We start from the raw sequence: 17978 nt of genomic DNA on the forward strand, positions 1-17978 counted from the left end.
GAGGATTTTTATTGCTACAATGAAATCCTAGCGTCACGTGCCGAGAAACACCGTCAGGAACAACAAAAACAGAAATGGAAGAAATAAAAATAAGTACGTCCAAATCACAAAAAGAATTAGACGAACTAATCGCCAAACTGAAAAAAGTAGGAAAAGAAGCAAATCTATCTGAAAAAGAGATAGACGAAATGCTAACGCCTTTAGAAAAACAAAAACTTCCAAACGCCACAAAACAAACCGAAAAGTTAGGAGGTGGAATGGGTAAACTTGGTGGGATTGCTAAAGGCGTTGGTGCTGCTTTTGTGGCTGCTTTTGCCGTGGAAAACCTTATTCGTTTTGCAAATGAAGTAATGAATATTGAAAAGGAATTTACTACTTTGAATGCTCAGGTTAGTAGATTTTCAGGACTGACAGGAACAGCCTTAGACAAAACAACTTCAAAGGTTGCTGCACTTGCAAAAACATACGGTAAAGACTTAAATGAAGTCCTTATTGCTACAAATTCTTTTGCGAAACAATCTGAGATTAGTTTTGACGAAGCTCTAACATTGATGCAAAAAGGATTTTTACAGGGTGCAGATGCTTCAGGTGATTTCTTGGATAAAGTAAAAGAATATCCTATACAATTCAAAAACTCAGGACGCTCAGCTGAGGAATTTATTAAAGTTGCTACTCAGGAAGTAAAAGGAGGCATTTATAGTGATAAATTGTTAGATACTTTGAAGGAATTTGAGTTAGCCATAAAGGAAATGGATAAAGCTCAGCAAGATGCCTTAAATAATGCCTTTGGTAAAAAATGGACTGACGAATTTGTAAATAGTGTAAATACAGGAAAAATTACAACTGAGGAAGCATTCTTTCAAATTGCTTCTAAAGCAAAAGAATCAGGTCTTACGGTTCAACAAACCCAAAAATTAACAGCCGATTTATTCAAAGGCGCAGGTGAAGATGCAGGTGGATTTTTGGCTATTATTGAACAGGTGGACGCTGCTTATAAAATCAATCTTGACACCTTAGACGAATACGGTAAAAGTCAAGAAAATACACTAAAATTAGAAACTGAATTAGCCGATCAAAAAGTACGTTTAGCTGAAAATTTAGAAGGGTTATCAAAAAGTTATGATACGCTTACTACTCAGTTATTAACCGATGTTATAAATGCTTTCAATCTTGTTTATGAAGCTATTTTTAAAGCCGATACATTACTAAAGAAAAACAAAAAAGAAGCCGAAACTTATGGCGAAGGATTTAATTTTAGTCAGCTTACCATTGAAATACAAGCTACTGAGGCAGAAATAAAAAGACTTGATAAAGTCTTTAAGGAATTAGATAAAACAACTGAGGACGGTATTACATTTAAGCAGGAAGAAATTCAAAATGAAGTTGCTGTTTTAGAAACTAAATTAAAATCCTTAAAAGGAAATTTAGAAAATCTAAATAAAGAAAATGAAAAAAATCCGACAGGATGGGTTGAAACAAATAAGGCTATTACGGTAACTAATAAACTAACCGATGACCAAATAAAGAAACAAATAGCCCTCAATGAAGCTATCAATGATAGTTTTGAGAAATTAAAAGCCCAAGCCGAATTGTATAAAGCAGGAGGCGATGATAGTGAGGCTGGTTTGGCTTTATTACAAAAACGTGCTATAAAAGAATTAGAAGCCGAACTCGGTTTTATAAAGCTAAATGAAGAACAAAAAGCACTTCTAAAAGAACAATTACAAGTGAGTTTTGAAGAACGCCGTCAAGCTCTTATTCTATCAAAACAACAAGAATATCAAGCTACTGAAAAAGAAATGTTAGATGCTCGTCTTGTTGAAATATCTGATTTTTATAAGCATTTGGATAATGTAGCAAAAGGCTCTGAATTATCCACTGAGGAACTAAAAGGCATTTTGATAGGTAATTTGATTGCTCAGTTAGAAGCACAAAAGGAAGTCCTATTAAGTGAAGGCGAATCTATTTTGGAAATAGAAACTCAGCTTACCGATGCACGTTTGGCATTGAAAGATTATGAAACTGAAATGTTTCAAAACTCAGAACAGAAAAAACAAGATGCAATACAAACTACAATAGATAAAGAAATTGAAGCCTTTGCAGCTATTTCTTCTATTAGTCAAGATATAGGTTCTCTATTTGGGGAACAAGGACAAAAATTTGGTCAGTACGTACAAAGTTTTGTGGCTTTATCTCAACAACTAAATACAGTTGCTAAAACTCAAATAGCGACCTCTCAGGCTGTAACAAGTGCAAAGACAGCAGAAGGGGTCGCCCGTGCGAGTGCCTTGCCTTTTCCTGCGAATATTGCAGCAATTACCACTACTTTGTCTACTGTTATTAGTGCTTTTAAGACTGTTAATAGCTTTGGTAGATCAAAATACTATTGGGGTAAAGACGAAATTACCCAAGGGATGGGCGATAGGGATGATGTACCAGCTTATCTAAGAAAAGGAGAAGGTATTGTTCCAGTACATATAAATAAAATGTTAAAAGCAAATGGATTAAGTGTTTCAAAACTTCCTGAGCTTTTAAGAAAATCACATAGTCCAAACGTTTCTACCTCCACTATTTCGGAAGTGAGTTTGGATCAAAGTGCTATCAATGATGCTATCTCAAAACAGCCTCATACTACAATTACACTTGATGAAAATGGTTTTTCGAAAAGAGTTCTAAAGAATGGAAATGAGATTATTTACCATAAAAATCGTTATCAATAATGCTTCAAATCACATTAGAAAATAATATAGAAGGCGTTCATTTATGCGAAAATGAGGCTATTGGATGGACTAATACAAAATTAGATATTTCACGATCTAAGAAATATCATGGTCTTTTTTATGAGAATCTTGCTAACCTTACTTTTTTCGGTTCGGCTGGTGTTTTTGTGATGAATATAATTGATACCCAAGGTATTGAAGCAACTGTAAAAATATACATTGCTTTTGATACTTTTAATGGTTTTGAAAGGTTTTTTGAAGGGACTTTGAATTTATCCAAATACAGAAAAGTAAGTCGTGGTCAGAATAGAAATGCTTTTGAAGTAGAAAAAAGTAGTTATTTTGGAGTAAAAATGCCTATTGATACGACTAATTTAGGATTGCTTTTAAATACTTATGATAAGATTCCGATTGATTTAAGCCGTAAGTTTTCAGTCAGAAATAACAGTCCTTTGCAGTCATTAGGACAATATGAGAACTTTGAAATGTACCTTCATTCAAAAGCAATTATATTAGAATCCATAATTAACATGGGTGGAAGTGTAGTTGATTTTATTGGTACAAGCGTTAGTTCTTTCTTTTTTTCAGTTTATGCACAAAATGCCGAAACTGACGAAATTGGTCTTAATCCTATTATTCAAAATATTACATTTGAAGGTGCAAACCCAACTTTACCGTTTACAACTATTGAAAATACTGATTTGTATGAAATAGAAATAGATGGCTTAATGCAAACTGTGAATGGCTTTACAAATTGTACTCAGGCTAATATAAATTTATTTTATGAGTTTGGTTCGGATATTCCTTTGCTTCCATTTGCAACGCTTACAAGTACCGAAATAAATGCTGATACACCGTCTAATTTTACTAGAAATTTACGTCTTATTTTGAATGAAGGCGATACACTAAAAGTCTATTTAAGAATAGCCGTTGAATGTGGTGGAGGTCAAGAAATGACCTTTGACGAGCTAAATGTAGATTTTGATTTGAAGCTAAAACGCTTATCTACTGAGGATGCTACACCTGCTAAAAATTGGCTAATCCACGAATCCTTGGCTCGTGTTTTAGAAAGTATAACCGAACAGGATAACGTCCTTATATCTAATTATTATGGACGTTTAGATAGTTCTCCACGTGCCTACTCAGGTAATGGCTGTGGTTCACTAAAAAGCCTTACGAATGGTTTTCAAATAAGGCAATTTGAGGAAGGAAAAAAGCCTCATATTACTTTGTCTGACCTTTTTACTTCCTTGGATGCAATTGATTGTCTAGGATTAGGAATTGAACAAAATGGCGATATTGAACAAATACGAATAGAAGAAAGAAAATATTTTTATTCTGACGAGGTTGTTATGCGTTTTCCGTTCGTCAATATAGAAGATTTCAACGAGGACTGTGCCGATAATTACTATTATAATAAAGTAAATGTCGGTTATGAGAAATTTGAAAATGATAGTTTCAATTCTTTAGATGAAATATGTTCTAAACAGACTAGAAATTCATTTATAAGCCGAATTTCAAATGAATACAACTCATTATCAAAATTGATTGCTTCAGGATATGCCTTAGAAATATGTAGAAGGGAACAGTTTAAAAAAAGTGCATCAAAAGGCAATAAATACGATAATGATAACTTTGTTATTTGTGTTTCTAAGCGTGTAAAAGTTCCAGTTGTAGGATTTGTCCTAAATGGTATTGACATTGCAAAAGGAAGCGTTATCATTGAAAAACCTTCAATGATGACAACAGTAGAGCTGTATAACTGTGGCGTGAATGATGGTACTTATAACCCAATTTATCTAACTTTCCGTTTTGATTTGTATGATCGTATTTTGCTATTTGGTTTCCCAAGCGATGACGAAATTAATTTACAACCTGATAGCTATGCAATCATAAATGTAAATACTTATGTGCCTGAAAAAGATGAGAATTTTGGAGTTATACAAAATTTAATTGATCCGAATAGTAGCTATAATTTACGAATTTCTCCAGCTCGTAATTTCTTTAGACATACGTCTTTTTTGAATCCTACATTAGCCGATTATGTCAATCAAAGTTGGAAATTCGCTGAAGGTGAAGGCAATTATTTAGCAAGTACAGAAATGTTGTTTGGCTGCCAAAATGAGTTGTTAGACAGTCAATTAGTAGAAAATCAAGATTTAACTTATTCCATTACTCAGAAAGAGATTTTTAAGCCGAAATATGTGAAGTTTGAAACACCATGTTCTTTTGAACAGCTCCAAATTATTAAAGCAAATAGAAAGGGAATTATTGAAGTATCTGACACCGATACTGATTTTTTGGCTGGGTGGATAGAAGAAATGAATTATGATATTATCACTCAAAAGGCACGTTTTACGCTTCTTTTTAAAGATAATGTAGTTGTTCCCGATGTACCTAAAAACTATGCTAAAATCAAAATGAATATGGCAAATAGTATTCGTTTAGGAAGTATAATTGAAGCTAATTTGGCTATTCAAGACATTGCAACTGGCGAAATTATTCCTGCTGTTTTGGGCGATACTGTAATTATTCAGTATTTCTATATTGACACTTGGTACACAGAAACAAAGACAGTCGTTTATGTAGATGCTTCAAATCAATATATTCGCTTAAACCCTCAATATACTGCTTTTGGCATAATGACGATCGGCGTTCCATTATTTGGACGTATCAAAATAAATAATCAAAATTGGATAGAAATCGGACAACAAACTCCAGCTTTTTATCCTTAAAACTTATAAAATATGCTATATGCTTTTAAACATAATGGATTGCGCTGGTTTCCGTGCAATAGCTCAGGAACGCCGATTGCTACGGATTTTTTACAGCTTCCTTATGAATTACAAACCGTTTTAGGGAATGTTCATGAAGAATGTGTAAAACAGCCTATAGACTTTTTTGACGAAAGTAGGGTGCAGTTTTGGGCTGAGGTTATGCCTATTGTTCGTGTTTATAGTGCTTCTGATATTCTATTAGAAACTATAAATACAAGCTCAGTAAGGCAAATAGATGGAATAGGCGTATGGAATGGTTTTATAGATTGGTCAGTTATTACTGGTCTGAATAATGGTAGTTATTGTATCGTTCAGTCAGATACCAACTATCTAAAAACAGAACCATTAGAACATTCAGACGAGCTTATTAAGCTCATTTATAATAACAATGCTCCTCATAGAATTTATGGCGTTTATGATGCATGTTTTCAACAAATAGCCTATATTCCTGCTATTATTCATAATTTCATAAAGCTAAATAAGCGTGAAATTTATGAGGACGGCATAGGGCGTTTTTTAGATTTGAAGAAAGAAAAACGGACAGGGTGTACTTTAGATGCTTTCTTTGCACCTTTTTATTTACATGAAATTATCAGTTATGCTTTAGATTCTGATATTGTTTTGATACAACAAAAACAAGAAGGATTCTATCTTGAAAGTGAGTTTAAACTTGCCGATAATGAGGAATATGAGATAAATGACGATGACCGATTTTCACTTGTTGAAGCAAGAGCAAAACTAATACGAACAGATAGTTTTGTTCGCCGTTTACCGTTTGACAATCTTTTAAGTTTAAATACTGAATTAGAACTGCTTCCTGAAACTAATCTAACAGTTTCCTCATTTACTGCAAATTGGACTGGAAACGCCTCCAGCTATGAGATTCAATTATCAGACACGTCAGACTTTTCAAATATCCTTCAAAGTTATAATCTAACAGGTTTTAGTCAGTCCTTTTCAGGCTTAACAGCTTGCGAAAAGTATTACTATCGCATCCGTGGTGTAACTTGCGATGGCGTTTCTGAATGGATTACTAATAGAAACTTTAAGCAAGAAAGTTTCCATTTTCAGGGTTTATACAATAGAGAATCTATTGTTTTTACAGAAAGGATACAAAACTTTTCAGTTAAAAATATTCATAATTGGGCTTCAAATGTGATTTTGAAATTCGCACCAGTTGATTTCCCTTCAGATTGGTCATTATATCCAAATATGACGGAGGCACAAATACAAGAACAAATAGATAATTTGACGGATTTTGAGGTTGCGTCAGGGTATAGTATTTATTTTGAAATAACTGGATATACTCAAATACATATTCATTGTTCTTTATTAGCTTCTTATAATACTGAAAGTTTTTATTTAACAGTAGGATGTACTCGTTACTATTTCCCAGAGTTTAGTCAATTTGTTTTGATTGGTATGGATGGAAATAGTAAGTATAATATAGATAGTTTAGTGTCAGGAAATGGCGTTACTTCTATTTACTCTTATAATCTTTTGCCTTCGCCTGCTAGTGTCCCTATTAGTGCGCCTTTGAATTTAGCCGAATTGAATAGTGCTATTAATGCACACTCAGGCGATGCCGTTATTCTTATAAATGCAAGATACCAAAATGCAAATGACCACGATAATACTATTGTAAATATCTCATATCAATAGTAACTCTATTCAAAAAATAATCTAATCAATACACTAAAAAAAATGTATTGATTAGATTATGAAAAATGTATTGATTAGATTTAGGTACTTACAGAGATTGTGTGTTTTCCAAACTCCAATTCTCATTCCCTAATTATACTTCAAAACCAATCACAAGAACATCATCAATTTGTTTTTCGCTTCCTTTCCATTCAATAAAATTACGTTCTACTTCGTGTTGGAGTTCGAAAATATGAAAGGTTTTTAGTTTTTCTATAAATAACTGAAAACGTTTTGTAGAATATTTTTTACTGTGTTTTCCTCCAAATTGATCTAAATATCCATCAGTAAGTAAATAACAACGAGTTCCTTTTTCGGGTTGTATTTTGTGTGCTGTAAAATCTCTTTCTATTTGTCTAGCAACTCCACCAACATGATGACGATCACCTTTTATTTGATTTACTTTTCCATTTGGTGTAATGAAAAGCAAGGAGTTTTTTGCGCCTGAATACTGAATTTCATTTGTTTTCTTATCCAAAACACATAGAGAAATATCCATTCCATCACGGTTTTCAGTTTCTTCTTGTTTTAGTGTTTGTACAATTCCGTTATGTAATTCATTCAAAATCAAATTACTTTCTGTAATTCCTCTCCAAATAACAATTTGAGTAAGCAAATCATTTCCAATCACAGACATAAACGCACCTGGAACGCCATGTCCTGTACAATCGACAGCGGCAATAACAATTTTATCATCTTTTTCTGCAAAGAAATAAAAGTCTCCTGAAACAATATCTCTAGGATTGAAGTAAACAAAGGATTTTGGTAAAATTTCTTCTAAACGATTTTGACTTGGCAGCATCGCCTTCTGAATGCGTTTTGCATAATTGATACTTGCCGTAATATTTTTATTTTGAAGCTGAATTTTTTCTTGTTGTTTTTCCAAATATTCATTTTGTGCATAAATAGATTGGTTTTTCGATTCTACCAAGTCACGCTGCGCCAAAATTTCTTCGGTTTGTTGTTCCAATTCAGATTTTTGTGCTTGTAACTCCTCATTTTGCTGAAATACTTCAGCTGTTCGTTCCAAAATCCTGCTAACAAGTAAATTTACATCTTTAGAAAGCCTTCCTATTTCATCCTTATGACGTATCTGAATGGGTTGCCATTCTACCGAAAAATCATTTTCAATTACATTATGAATTGCCTCAGAAATTCTTTTTATAGGTGTTCCCAATTTTCGTGTCATCCATAACCCTAGAATAAGATTCAAAAAAATACTTGCACTTACTACCCAGATTAATTTTGTCCTACTTCTCTTTCTAAAGTCTTCGCTATCTTTGTGTACTTCTTTGTTTATATCTTCAATTGCTACTTCGATTTGATTAGATAATTGATTGAGTTTTCCTTTCAAACCTAGCTTGCTTCTGTATCCTATTTTTCGTTCTGTTCCTGCTAACCTTCGCCACAAAGTTTCATATTTATTAGTTAATTCTTTCCATTCAGTACGTTTTTCGGTTCTTATAGCTATATTCTTATACTCCTTTTGAGTAAATTCTTCAATATGGTTTTGAAATTCTATTAAAAGTGCATTTACTTGTTCGATTTGAGACTCTTCTTTATATAAAAGAAAACGCTGTTCTGCTTGTCTGATTCTATAAAGATAAAGTTTATCTAATGGCGTTTTGAGAAGAGAATCCAAATGTTCGCTCATTTTTCCTTCATACCCTTGATTTTTGAATCCTCTTTGATAAATTTTTGTAACTAAATCATCAAAAGTAGTTTCATATTTTATGACTGAACGACGCAATGTATCAATGCGATGACGCAAATGGGCAGAAGGAATAAGAGGATGAGTTCGGAGGTCTAATAAATCATTTCGTAGTTTTGAGGTAAGCTCTTGATGCTGCAATACATAATAACTATCTCCTGTTTCGTAAAAATCTAAATTTAGAGCTTCTGAACTAAAAAAATCACGTTCTAGTTTATCAGTTTGACGAATATCTAAATCAACTTGAGAAAGTGTAGCCGTCAGTTTTTCTATTCGGTGCATCTGAGCATCATACCAAAGAAGCATTGCTGCTAAGGTAATAGTTGCAAAGAGGAACACCAAAAAGGAGAGAAACAATTTGGATTTTATGGAAAAAAGGAACTTCACAGGGATGGGGTGAGCGTTAGTTTTAGAGTAGTAGGATTGATTTTTTTATTTACTTTATAACTTAAAAATAAGCATTAAAACTCTTTAGCGCAAATTCATAAAAATAAAGACAAACTAAAAATACACAATAATTTGTTCATTAATTTATAAAACGCCAATAACACCAAATAAATTATGCAAATGCAAAATAACTTTTTAAGTATATTTTACATAATTTTCCCATTTCTCAATTACTTGTACTATATCCTCTGGTAGTTCAGAATCAAACTGAATCCATTTTTTCGTTGTCGGATGTTCGAATCCTAAGGATTTTGCATGAAGAGCTTGACGAGGCAAAATTGTAAAACAGTTGTCTACAAAAGTTTTATATTTTGAAAACACAGAGCCTTGCAAAATTTTATTTCCTCCATACATGTAGTCACCAAAAAGAGGGTGTCCAATATGTTTCATGTGCGCTCTGATTTGATGTGTACGTCCTGTTTCAAGATTACACTGTACTAAAGTAACATAACGCAAACGCTTAATTACCTTATAATGCGTAACGGCATGCTTGCCACGTTCACCATCTGGGTGGACAGTCATCACACGACGATCATTTTTTCCTCTTGCAATATTTCCTTTTATTGTTCCTTTATCGGCTTTTACTTCTCCCCAAACTAAAGCCAAATAAGTACGCTCAATAGTATGATGAAAAAACTGTTTTCCTATAAAATCTCTTGCTTCTGCTGTTTTGGGAACTACCAAAATTCCTGTGGTATCTTTATCTATTCTATGAGAAAGTCCTAAAAACTGCTCACCATTTTGTTCCATGTGATAAGCTATCGCATTGGCAAGCGTTCCTGTCCAGTTGTCCGTAGCAGGGTGTGAAACTGTGCCTGCAGGTTTGAAAACAATCATCAAGTCTTTATCTTCATATACTACTTTTAAAGGAATGTTTTCAGGTTCAACCTTTTTCAAATCACGAACAGGGTCAGGCAAACGTACCGTAATTACGTCATGAGGCAAAACTTTATAACTCGGTTTTACTTGTTTTTCATTTACTTTTACATATCCTCCTTTTATTGCTGTTTGTAAGCGATTGCGAGTAACTCTAGGCAAACGCTCCATTAAGTATTTATCGATACGCAATAATAACTGCTTTCCATCTACTTTTATACGATAATGTTCGTAAAGATTTTCTTCATCTTCATCATCATCAAAAGGTTCATCTAAAGGCTCTGCCATTTCAATTTCTACCTTTTCAATTTGTTCCGTATTTTCAACTTCCTCAAGAGTGTTAGTTTTTACAAAATCGTTATTTGTTTGATCTTCTTTTTCTGTATTCATTTTATATTTTTGTTTTTTTATTCTATACTCAATCAAAATCAGTTCTAAATATAAGTTTGAGTATAATTTATCTGCAAAAATAGTGAAAATACTAATAGCTTGTAATAGATAATGAAAAATGCTCTAAAAGTTATTTGTGTAGAAGCTATACTTTTGCGTGTATTTTGCTCAGAAGCAGCATAGAATAGTATAGCCTATCTAGAAAATTATAATAGAAGTTGTTTAAGAATGGATTTGGATATGTTTGTTGGTGTCGCTACGCTAAAACACCAACCTTTAGGTTTGCACTAGATAAATAGAATGAAATACTTATCTTGTATTTAAGTATTCATCAAGTAGGTAGAGAACCTGTAACACCAACAAGAACATAGATTCTATCCGTTGAATTAGCCCCTACCTACATTTATTCAATCGCATACTTATATAGAATTCGGAGAACTTTTATTACTCTAAATAATAAAAATTACCTCATTAGATAAGGTTTTAAGTTTGATTGACTAATTGATGAACTACTCTATTAAATAATCACTTAAAATTAACTTTTTATGCAAACTTATCAAACTTTTTTAGGAATCGATGTAAGTCGCAATCATTTAGATTGTACTTTATTGAAAGATGGTGTTATAGTAAGCCAAAAGCAAATTAAAAATAACTTAGCTTCAATAGAGAGTTACTTAGCAAAATTAGAAACTCAAATAGATATTTCTTTTTTATTAGTTTGTTTAGAGCCTACAGGCGTATATATAAATTTTTTATTGACTGCACTACTAGACAAAAAAATGAATGTTTGGGTAGAGAATGCCCTTCAAATAAAACAATCTATGGGCTTTACTAGAGAAAAAAATGACAAAGAAGATGCCTATAGAATAGCTTTGTATGCTTTTCGTTTTCAAGACCGTTGCAAACTGTATACCCCTGTAAGTCAGTCTATTAAGACCTTAAAAACATTGCAATTAGTTCGTAAAAATTTAATCAAATGCAAAAAACAACTGGAAACATTTTGGAAAGAATCTCAAAAATTTGAAACAGAACAACAAAATGAATACTTAACAGAACATCTACAAAAGCCAGTAGAGCAGATAAAAGAACAAATTATAGCAGTAGAAAAAAGCATGAAAAATGTAATTAGAAATGATGAGAAATTAAAAGAACTCTATCGACTCACTACTTCTGTTGTTGGAGTAGGAGATGTAACAGCTATAAAATTACTTGTTGTTACACAAGGTTTTACAAAGTTTAAATCTGCTAAACAACTAGCTTGTTATGCTGGTGTTGTTCCCTTTGAAAAATCATCAGGTAACCACAAAGGAAAGCCAAGGGTATCAAAAATAGCTGATAAATCACTTAAAACATTGTTACATATGTGTGCTTTAGCTGCTATAAAAGTAAAAGGGGGAGAATTAAGTGAATTTTATGAACGTAAAATAAAAGAAGGCAAAAATAAAATGAGTGTTTTGAATGCTTTACGAAATAAAATACTTCAACGTGTAGTAGCTTGTGTACAAAATAACAAAATCTATGAAAGACAAGGAGTAGGATTTCAAAATGCAGCATAAATTTATCCTAAATTTCTAAAGATTAGGCTTGACTTTGTCATAGAATTCAAAGGCGATGTTTTTTTCCATAAGATAGGGGTTGCAACCCCTATCTTATGGAAAAATTCATTTCTTAAACAACTTCATAGATATTATGAGGTACTAAAAAGTATTTCTAAGAAAATAAACGGATGTATACTTCAAAAAACACTCTATTTTAAATTTTTAAATACTTCAATATTTAATTTTTACTCTACTTTTTCAATGAGTTGAATTGTTATATTATCTTTTCCTCCTGCTTTAAGAGCATATTCCATCATTCTTTCTACTTTTTCTTCTAAAGCAAGGGTTTCATTTTCAAGAAAATTTTTGATTTCTACATCATCTAATTCATTTGAGAGTCCGTCAGAGCAAAGTAAAAACACATCTCCTACTCTAAGATTTTGTAAAACTCTGCCTAAATTAGCAATATCTGGTTGAGCATCATCAGAACCTAAAGCACGTTCTATCAAATTTCTTTTTGGATGATAAGACGATTCTGCTTCTGTAATTATGCCTTCATCTATCAGATTTTGAACGAAAGAATGATCTTTTGTTAGTCTAATAAGTTCATTATTTCTAAAAATATACAAACGGCTATCGCCCACATGAGCGCAAAAAGTAGCATCTGGATGAAATAAAATAGCAACACATGTTGTTCCCATTCCTTTTAATAAAGGATTTGTTTCAGCCTCGTATGCAATGGCTGCATGAGCAGAAGCAAAAGATTGGTCTAAGGCATCATTTAGTTTTGCCAAATCAAAACGCTTGGAAGACATATATTCTCCTATTTTTTCTAAAGCAAGTTTTGAGGCTCGTTCACCTCCCAAATGCCCTCCCATTCCATCACAAACGACACATAAAAGACCGTTTGGAGTTTCGAAGATAGCACAAGCGTCTTCATTATGTTTACGGATTTTTCCTGTATGCGTTTGTTCTATATGAACAAATTGGGCAAATTGAGCAGATTTTGAAGTAGAAAGTGGCATAAAACCAAGTAGGCAAAATTGTTTGTATGTGATTTTTTATTTCAACAAATATAATTTGTTTTATACGAAAAATACTATTAAGATTGAAAAATGTTAGGCTTGCAGCGTTTTTTTATTTATTTTTAATTAAATGAGTTAATTATTTTTTATCAAGTATTTTTTGAATCAAAAAACCAAAAACGGTTTTGCTTCGTTTCATATTATATGATAAAAAAATAGTATAACACAAATTAAAAATCTAAAAACAGAGTAGACAATAGGTATTTTTATTAAAAAATCGTATTTTTATATTTCTTCTAATAAGGAAAAATTTATTAATGCGAACAAGATTAAAATTTTAATTTATTTGTTATATTATATTTATAATTACTCCTAATAATAATTATCCTATAAACTAATCAATAGCTGTTCATCAAAATTATGACAAGTCCATTTAAGGTATTGGAAGCGTATGGACGCAAGGACAAAGAAATTTTTTTTGGTAGAGATGCCGAGATTCAATTACTATTCAAAAAAACGACAGAAAGTAATTTAGTCTTGGTGTATGGTGCGTCTGGTACAGGAAAAACGAGTTTGGTACATTGTGGTTTGCCAATCTGTTTTTCTTCTGACGACTGGCTACCTCTTCATGTCCGTAGAAAAGATCATATTGGAACAGCACTTTTAGAAGAGACAAATAAATACCTTCAACGAAAACTCAAACCACATACGCCTTTGCATCTTGCTATTAAGGCACTTCACATGACTTTTTTTCGTCCAATTTATGTAATCATCGATCAATTTGAAGAATTATATATTTCAGGAAGTAAAGAAGAACAAAACCAGTTTTATGATTTTATTCAGACTGTTTTGTCTAGTGAATACAACTGTAAGGTTATTTTGGTGATGCGTGAGGAGTACTTAGCTGATTTATCAGAGTTTGAAGAATGTGTTCCACAGCTTTTTGATTATAGAGTGCGTGTAGAAAAAATGCGTCGAACAAATGCCAAAGAGGTTATTTTGAAATCAGCAGAAGCATTTAATATTCAAGTAGAATATCCAGAAGAAACGGCTGATTTGATTGTTTCACAGGTTGCAGAAGAGCGCAGTTTGATAGAACTTACTTATCTTCAAATTTATTTAGATCGTCTGTATGAGCTTGCAAAAAGCAAACAGGGCGTACTGGCTGGCTATACAAATGCTGTAAATGACAGCTGGGAAGAGCGTGTTACTTTCAATCCAGAGCTTGTAAAAGAACTCAGTACGATAGGTGATGTTCTGGGAGAATATTTAGAAGAACAAGTTAAGAAAGTTCAAAATCGTTTACCCAAAACTGAAGAACGACAAGTTTGGACAATTTTAAACTTGCTTGTAACTGATGATGGAACTCGTGTTTCGATGGACTTGCATGAAGCTACCAACTTGATGTATTCGCATGGTGCAAGTAAAGAAAATATTACTTTTTGTTTAGAAGAACTTAGCAAGGTTAGAATTATTCACCTTTCAGAACAGCGTGTTGAATTGGCTCATGACAGTCTTGCATTAAAGATTATAGAAAGGCTCACAACAGAAGAAAAAAATCTATCTAAAGCAAAAGAAATTCTACAAACAGGAATTAAAACCTACCAAAATACAGGGGAGGTATTAAGTAAAAATAGTCTTTCTTTAATAGAACCTCATTTAGAAACACTTCAACTTACTCATGACGAACAAGAGTTAATAACAAAAAGTAAGCGCAGAGTAAAAGCAAATAAGATTATCAAAACGGTTTCTTTGATAATCATTATTTTCATGCTTGGTATTTTAGCAGCTTGGGCATTACGTGAAAGAAGTATTGCCATTGATAGAAAAGAGGAAATAGAAATGCAAAATGAACAAATAAAGCTACAACTCAATAGCACAATGCAACTCAGTAAAAATCTAGATGATCAACTGGGAAAATTAGTAGAAAAAGAAAAAATACTAGAAGAGGTTTTGAAACTTGATAAAAGCACTTACCGAGTTATTGAAAATAAAAATAAAGAAATTAACCAATTAGGTGTTACAGTAGATGCCCTTAAAGAACGTATTGACACAAAAAACAAATTACAAGAGCAGATAGAACGAAAAGCAAAGGCAAATGAACTTTTAACTGACGCATTATTAAAGGCAGAATATAATCCAAATTATGCTATTCGTTTGGCAGAAACTGCAAATAAAATTTATCCTAGCAAAAATGCCCAAACTGCAATTGAGAATATTTATAGAGAACATTTTATGAGAAATTATCCTACAAATAAGAATATCTCTATCTATGAAAATGCTAAAAATCTATTGAAAGGTAATCAAATTCCGAAAATATCACAAACACAGAAAGAGGATTTAGGTATTACAAAATTTGAAAAGTAAAAAATAAGACAAGTCATTTTACTTCAACTCCAAGATAACCACATCTTTGTTAATCTCTTCAAAAGAATAGATTTTTTTTCCATTGTGTTCTTGCATAAAACTTTTAGCATCCTCTTCTTTAGAAAAGGAGTTGTTCCATCTATCTTTGGACTAAAATTTCTATTTTCCATTTAGAGATAGTAGCTCATCAAGTTCCAAACTGTTATTTGATTGTTGTTGTCGCTTCGCTAAAACACTAACAATGGCATTGAAGCAAATTTTATTACACCAAATTAATACTACTATGAAACTAAATTTCTTTTTTATTTTGCTTCTATTATTTTCTTTCATTTCTCCTACTGAGGAATCTGAAGAATTAATTATTTATGATTTTTATAATTATGATTCTACAGGATTTATTGTCTTGACAGATAGTTATGCATACAATGAGCATCCAGACTCCTCTGTTATTGCAAAAAAGTATTTAAATAATGAATCTACTATTGAAAATAATTACCACAAATTAGATGCAAAACACAGAAAAAGATTTCTTGAATCAGTGAATATCAAAGAAACAGATATTATATATATTTATGATTTATCTCAAAATTCTGTTTTTGCTTTCAATGTCAAGGATATTAATTTAGTGGCTTTTATAAATCCTTATGGAGGCTCAGAGCCATTGAGACAATGGGATTTTATGATTGGCTTTGAGCTAGAAAAAACAGAATTGAATTTGCTAAGTAAGGGGAATGATTTTTTTGTCTGTGTAGGCAAACACAATCCATTTAGAGAAGGAAAAGCCAAAAGTATGATATGGAAAGAAATTGATGAAAGCCTTTTTCCTGACTTTTCAACAAATGATGATGAATTAAAAAAACATTTATCTTCTTCTAAACTCAAAACTCGCACCTATCATTGTGCTGTCAATAAACTAGATTATTTTGTTAAAGATACTGGTCGTTATAGAATAATAGTAATTATTGATTCTAATAAAACAGTGATTTCCACTATTTCTTTTCGTGACGGAGAATCAATAGACTTTAGTCCTTTGCATGTAATAGAAAAAGATAGTAAAGAGAACTACTATACAAATCAATGGACAGGCAACATATTTAAAAATAAACCTTCTATTTTATTTGGCTTTGAAAGTGTATCATTTGGATGTCCTTCTGTCTGTTTTGTAGATAAAAACACACCTTGTGTATATATAAGATGTGATAATAGACATTAAAATAATAATAGAAAAATTTTACAAGAAAATATAAAATACAGCTTCTTGGGCTTATTTATATTATATTTAAAAGACTTAAAAAAGATATTTTAAATTATAGTAAATGAGAAACGGCTATTCATTTTTTATAGATAGCTGTTTTGATATTTGAATTTTCATGAATTTGCTGAAATATCGTTATTACTAAAATCTTCTAATCCCCATTGATCCAAACTTCTCAAAATACTTTCCAATGAATTTCCTCTTTCGCTTAATTGATATTCTACCTTTGGGGGTGCTACTGGAAAAACTTTTCTATAAATAAGACCATCTTTTTCTAATTCTCTTACTGTTTGAGTAAACATTTTATTAGAAATATCTGGAATTTGCTTTTGCAATTCTCCCGAACGTAATGCTCCTTCTAATAGATGAAATAAAATTAAAGGTTTCCATTTTGTTCCAATTAAACTCATTGTATAATTAAGTGGACAGTGTTTTTTTTTGTTAATCATAAAATTATAAAGTATTGATTTACTGAGTTTTACACCTTTTAGTAACTAGGTTACTCTTTAGTAAGTTATTGTTATATTTACAAATATACCTCAACTTTGTTATCTAATTCAGACAATAACTATAAAAAATAGATTATGAAAAATCAAGATTACCCAAAATCATTCTCTCATATTGGGATTACAGTTCCAAATATTAAAGAAGCTGTAAAATTTTATTCAGAAGTAATGGGTTGGTATATTATTATGGAACCTTCTCAAATAAAAAAAGAAAAAGAGACTGCTATTGGTCAAATGTGTATTGATGTATTTGGAGAAGATTGGGAAGAATTCGAAATTGCTCATTTAGCTACTTCAGATGGAATTGGAATCGAACTATTTTCTTTTCCTCATGGTATTAAAGAAGCTCCTGACTTTAACCCTTTCAATACAGGGCTTTTTCATTTTTGCATACAAGATCCAAATATTGAGGAACTTATAGATAAAATTGTAGCTTATGGTGGAAAAAAAAGAATGCCTATAAGAGAATATTATCCTAATGACAAACCTTACAAAATGTGTTATGTAGAAGATCCTTTTGGAATCGTTTTCGAAATATATACACATAGTTATGAATTAACTTATTCGTCAGGAGCATACACAAAATAAGATATTAGTAAAGTGCTATTTGCATAGAAAATTAAAAATGGTCTGTTTGAGTTGTAGAAACCTAAACAGACCATTTT

General features: G+C 31.8%; 11 protein-coding genes. 7 read left to right on the top strand and 4 right to left on the bottom strand.

Annotated features, from left to right (window positions below):
- The first annotated feature begins 74 nt into the window (after window positions 1–74).
- From V9L05_RS20605 to V9L05_RS20615, 3 genes are read left to right on the top strand one after another with little or no spacing between them, the layout of a single operon-like run.
- Window positions 75–2720 (top strand): hypothetical protein, encoded by a 2646-nt coding sequence (locus V9L05_RS20605; RefSeq protein WP_338813753.1) that lies wholly within the window; start codon window positions 75–77, stop codon window positions 2718–2720.
- Window positions 2720–5455 (top strand): hypothetical protein, encoded by a 2736-nt coding sequence (locus V9L05_RS20610; RefSeq protein WP_338813755.1) that lies wholly within the window; start codon window positions 2720–2722, stop codon window positions 5453–5455. The genes V9L05_RS20605 and V9L05_RS20610 overlap by 1 nt, the downstream gene beginning before the upstream one ends.
- Window positions 5456–5467: 12 nt before the next feature.
- Window positions 5468–7159, top strand: a complete 1692-nt coding sequence (locus V9L05_RS20615; protein WP_338813756.1) for a hypothetical protein — start codon at window positions 5468–5470, stop codon at window positions 7157–7159.
- A gap of 133 nt (window positions 7160–7292) precedes the next feature.
- On the opposite strand, the gene V9L05_RS20620 is transcribed toward V9L05_RS20615, so the two are convergent.
- Entirely contained in the window at window positions 7293–9215 is a 1923-nt protein-coding gene (locus V9L05_RS20620; protein WP_338813757.1) for a SpoIIE family protein phosphatase, read from the bottom strand.
- 276 nt (window positions 9216–9491) lie between these two features.
- Window positions 9492–10622 carry an RluA family pseudouridine synthase gene (locus V9L05_RS20625; RefSeq protein ID WP_338791632.1) on the bottom strand — a complete coding sequence of 377 codons (1131 nt, stop codon included), beginning with the start codon at window positions 10620–10622 and terminating at the stop codon, window positions 9492–9494.
- A gap of 545 nt (window positions 10623–11167) precedes the next feature.
- On the opposite strand from V9L05_RS20625, the gene V9L05_RS20630 reads away from it, so the two are divergent.
- Window positions 11168–12178 carry an IS110 family transposase gene (locus V9L05_RS20630; RefSeq protein ID WP_338789949.1) on the top strand — a complete coding sequence of 337 codons (1011 nt, stop codon included), beginning with the start codon at window positions 11168–11170 and terminating at the stop codon, window positions 12176–12178.
- Between the two features lie 227 nt (window positions 12179–12405).
- On the opposite strand, the gene V9L05_RS20635 is transcribed toward V9L05_RS20630, so the two are convergent.
- The gene (locus tag V9L05_RS20635) at window positions 12406–13185 is read right to left on the bottom strand and encodes a Stp1/IreP family PP2C-type Ser/Thr phosphatase (RefSeq protein ID WP_338791631.1); all 780 of its coding nucleotides are present in this window, start codon (window positions 13183–13185) and stop codon (window positions 12406–12408) included.
- 420 nt (window positions 13186–13605) lie between these two features.
- On the opposite strand from V9L05_RS20635, the gene V9L05_RS20640 reads away from it, so the two are divergent.
- Window positions 13606–15552, top strand: a complete 1947-nt coding sequence (locus V9L05_RS20640) for an ATP-binding protein (protein WP_338813758.1) — start codon at window positions 13606–13608, stop codon at window positions 15550–15552.
- A gap of 283 nt (window positions 15553–15835) precedes the next feature.
- Window positions 15836–16765 (top strand): hypothetical protein, encoded by a 930-nt coding sequence (locus V9L05_RS20645; RefSeq protein ID WP_338813759.1) that lies wholly within the window; start codon window positions 15836–15838, stop codon window positions 16763–16765.
- 155 nt (window positions 16766–16920) lie between these two features.
- Here V9L05_RS20645 and V9L05_RS20650 read toward each other — a convergent pair whose 3' ends face one another.
- Window positions 16921–17256 carry a helix-turn-helix domain-containing protein gene (locus tag V9L05_RS20650; RefSeq protein WP_338813760.1) on the bottom strand — a complete coding sequence of 112 codons (336 nt, stop codon included), beginning with the start codon at window positions 17254–17256 and terminating at the stop codon, window positions 16921–16923.
- A gap of 132 nt (window positions 17257–17388) precedes the next feature.
- On the opposite strand from V9L05_RS20650, the gene V9L05_RS20655 reads away from it, so the two are divergent.
- Window positions 17389–17901: a lactoylglutathione lyase family protein gene (locus tag V9L05_RS20655; protein WP_338815429.1), complete on the top strand. Its 513-nt coding sequence runs from the start codon at window positions 17389–17391 to the stop codon at window positions 17899–17901.
- The last annotated feature ends 77 nt before the right edge of the window (window positions 17902–17978 follow it).

It is taken from the genome of Bernardetia sp. Wsw4-3y2, assembly GCF_037126295.1.
In the GTDB taxonomy this organism is placed as follows: domain Bacteria; phylum Bacteroidota; class Bacteroidia; order Cytophagales; family Bernardetiaceae; genus Bernardetia.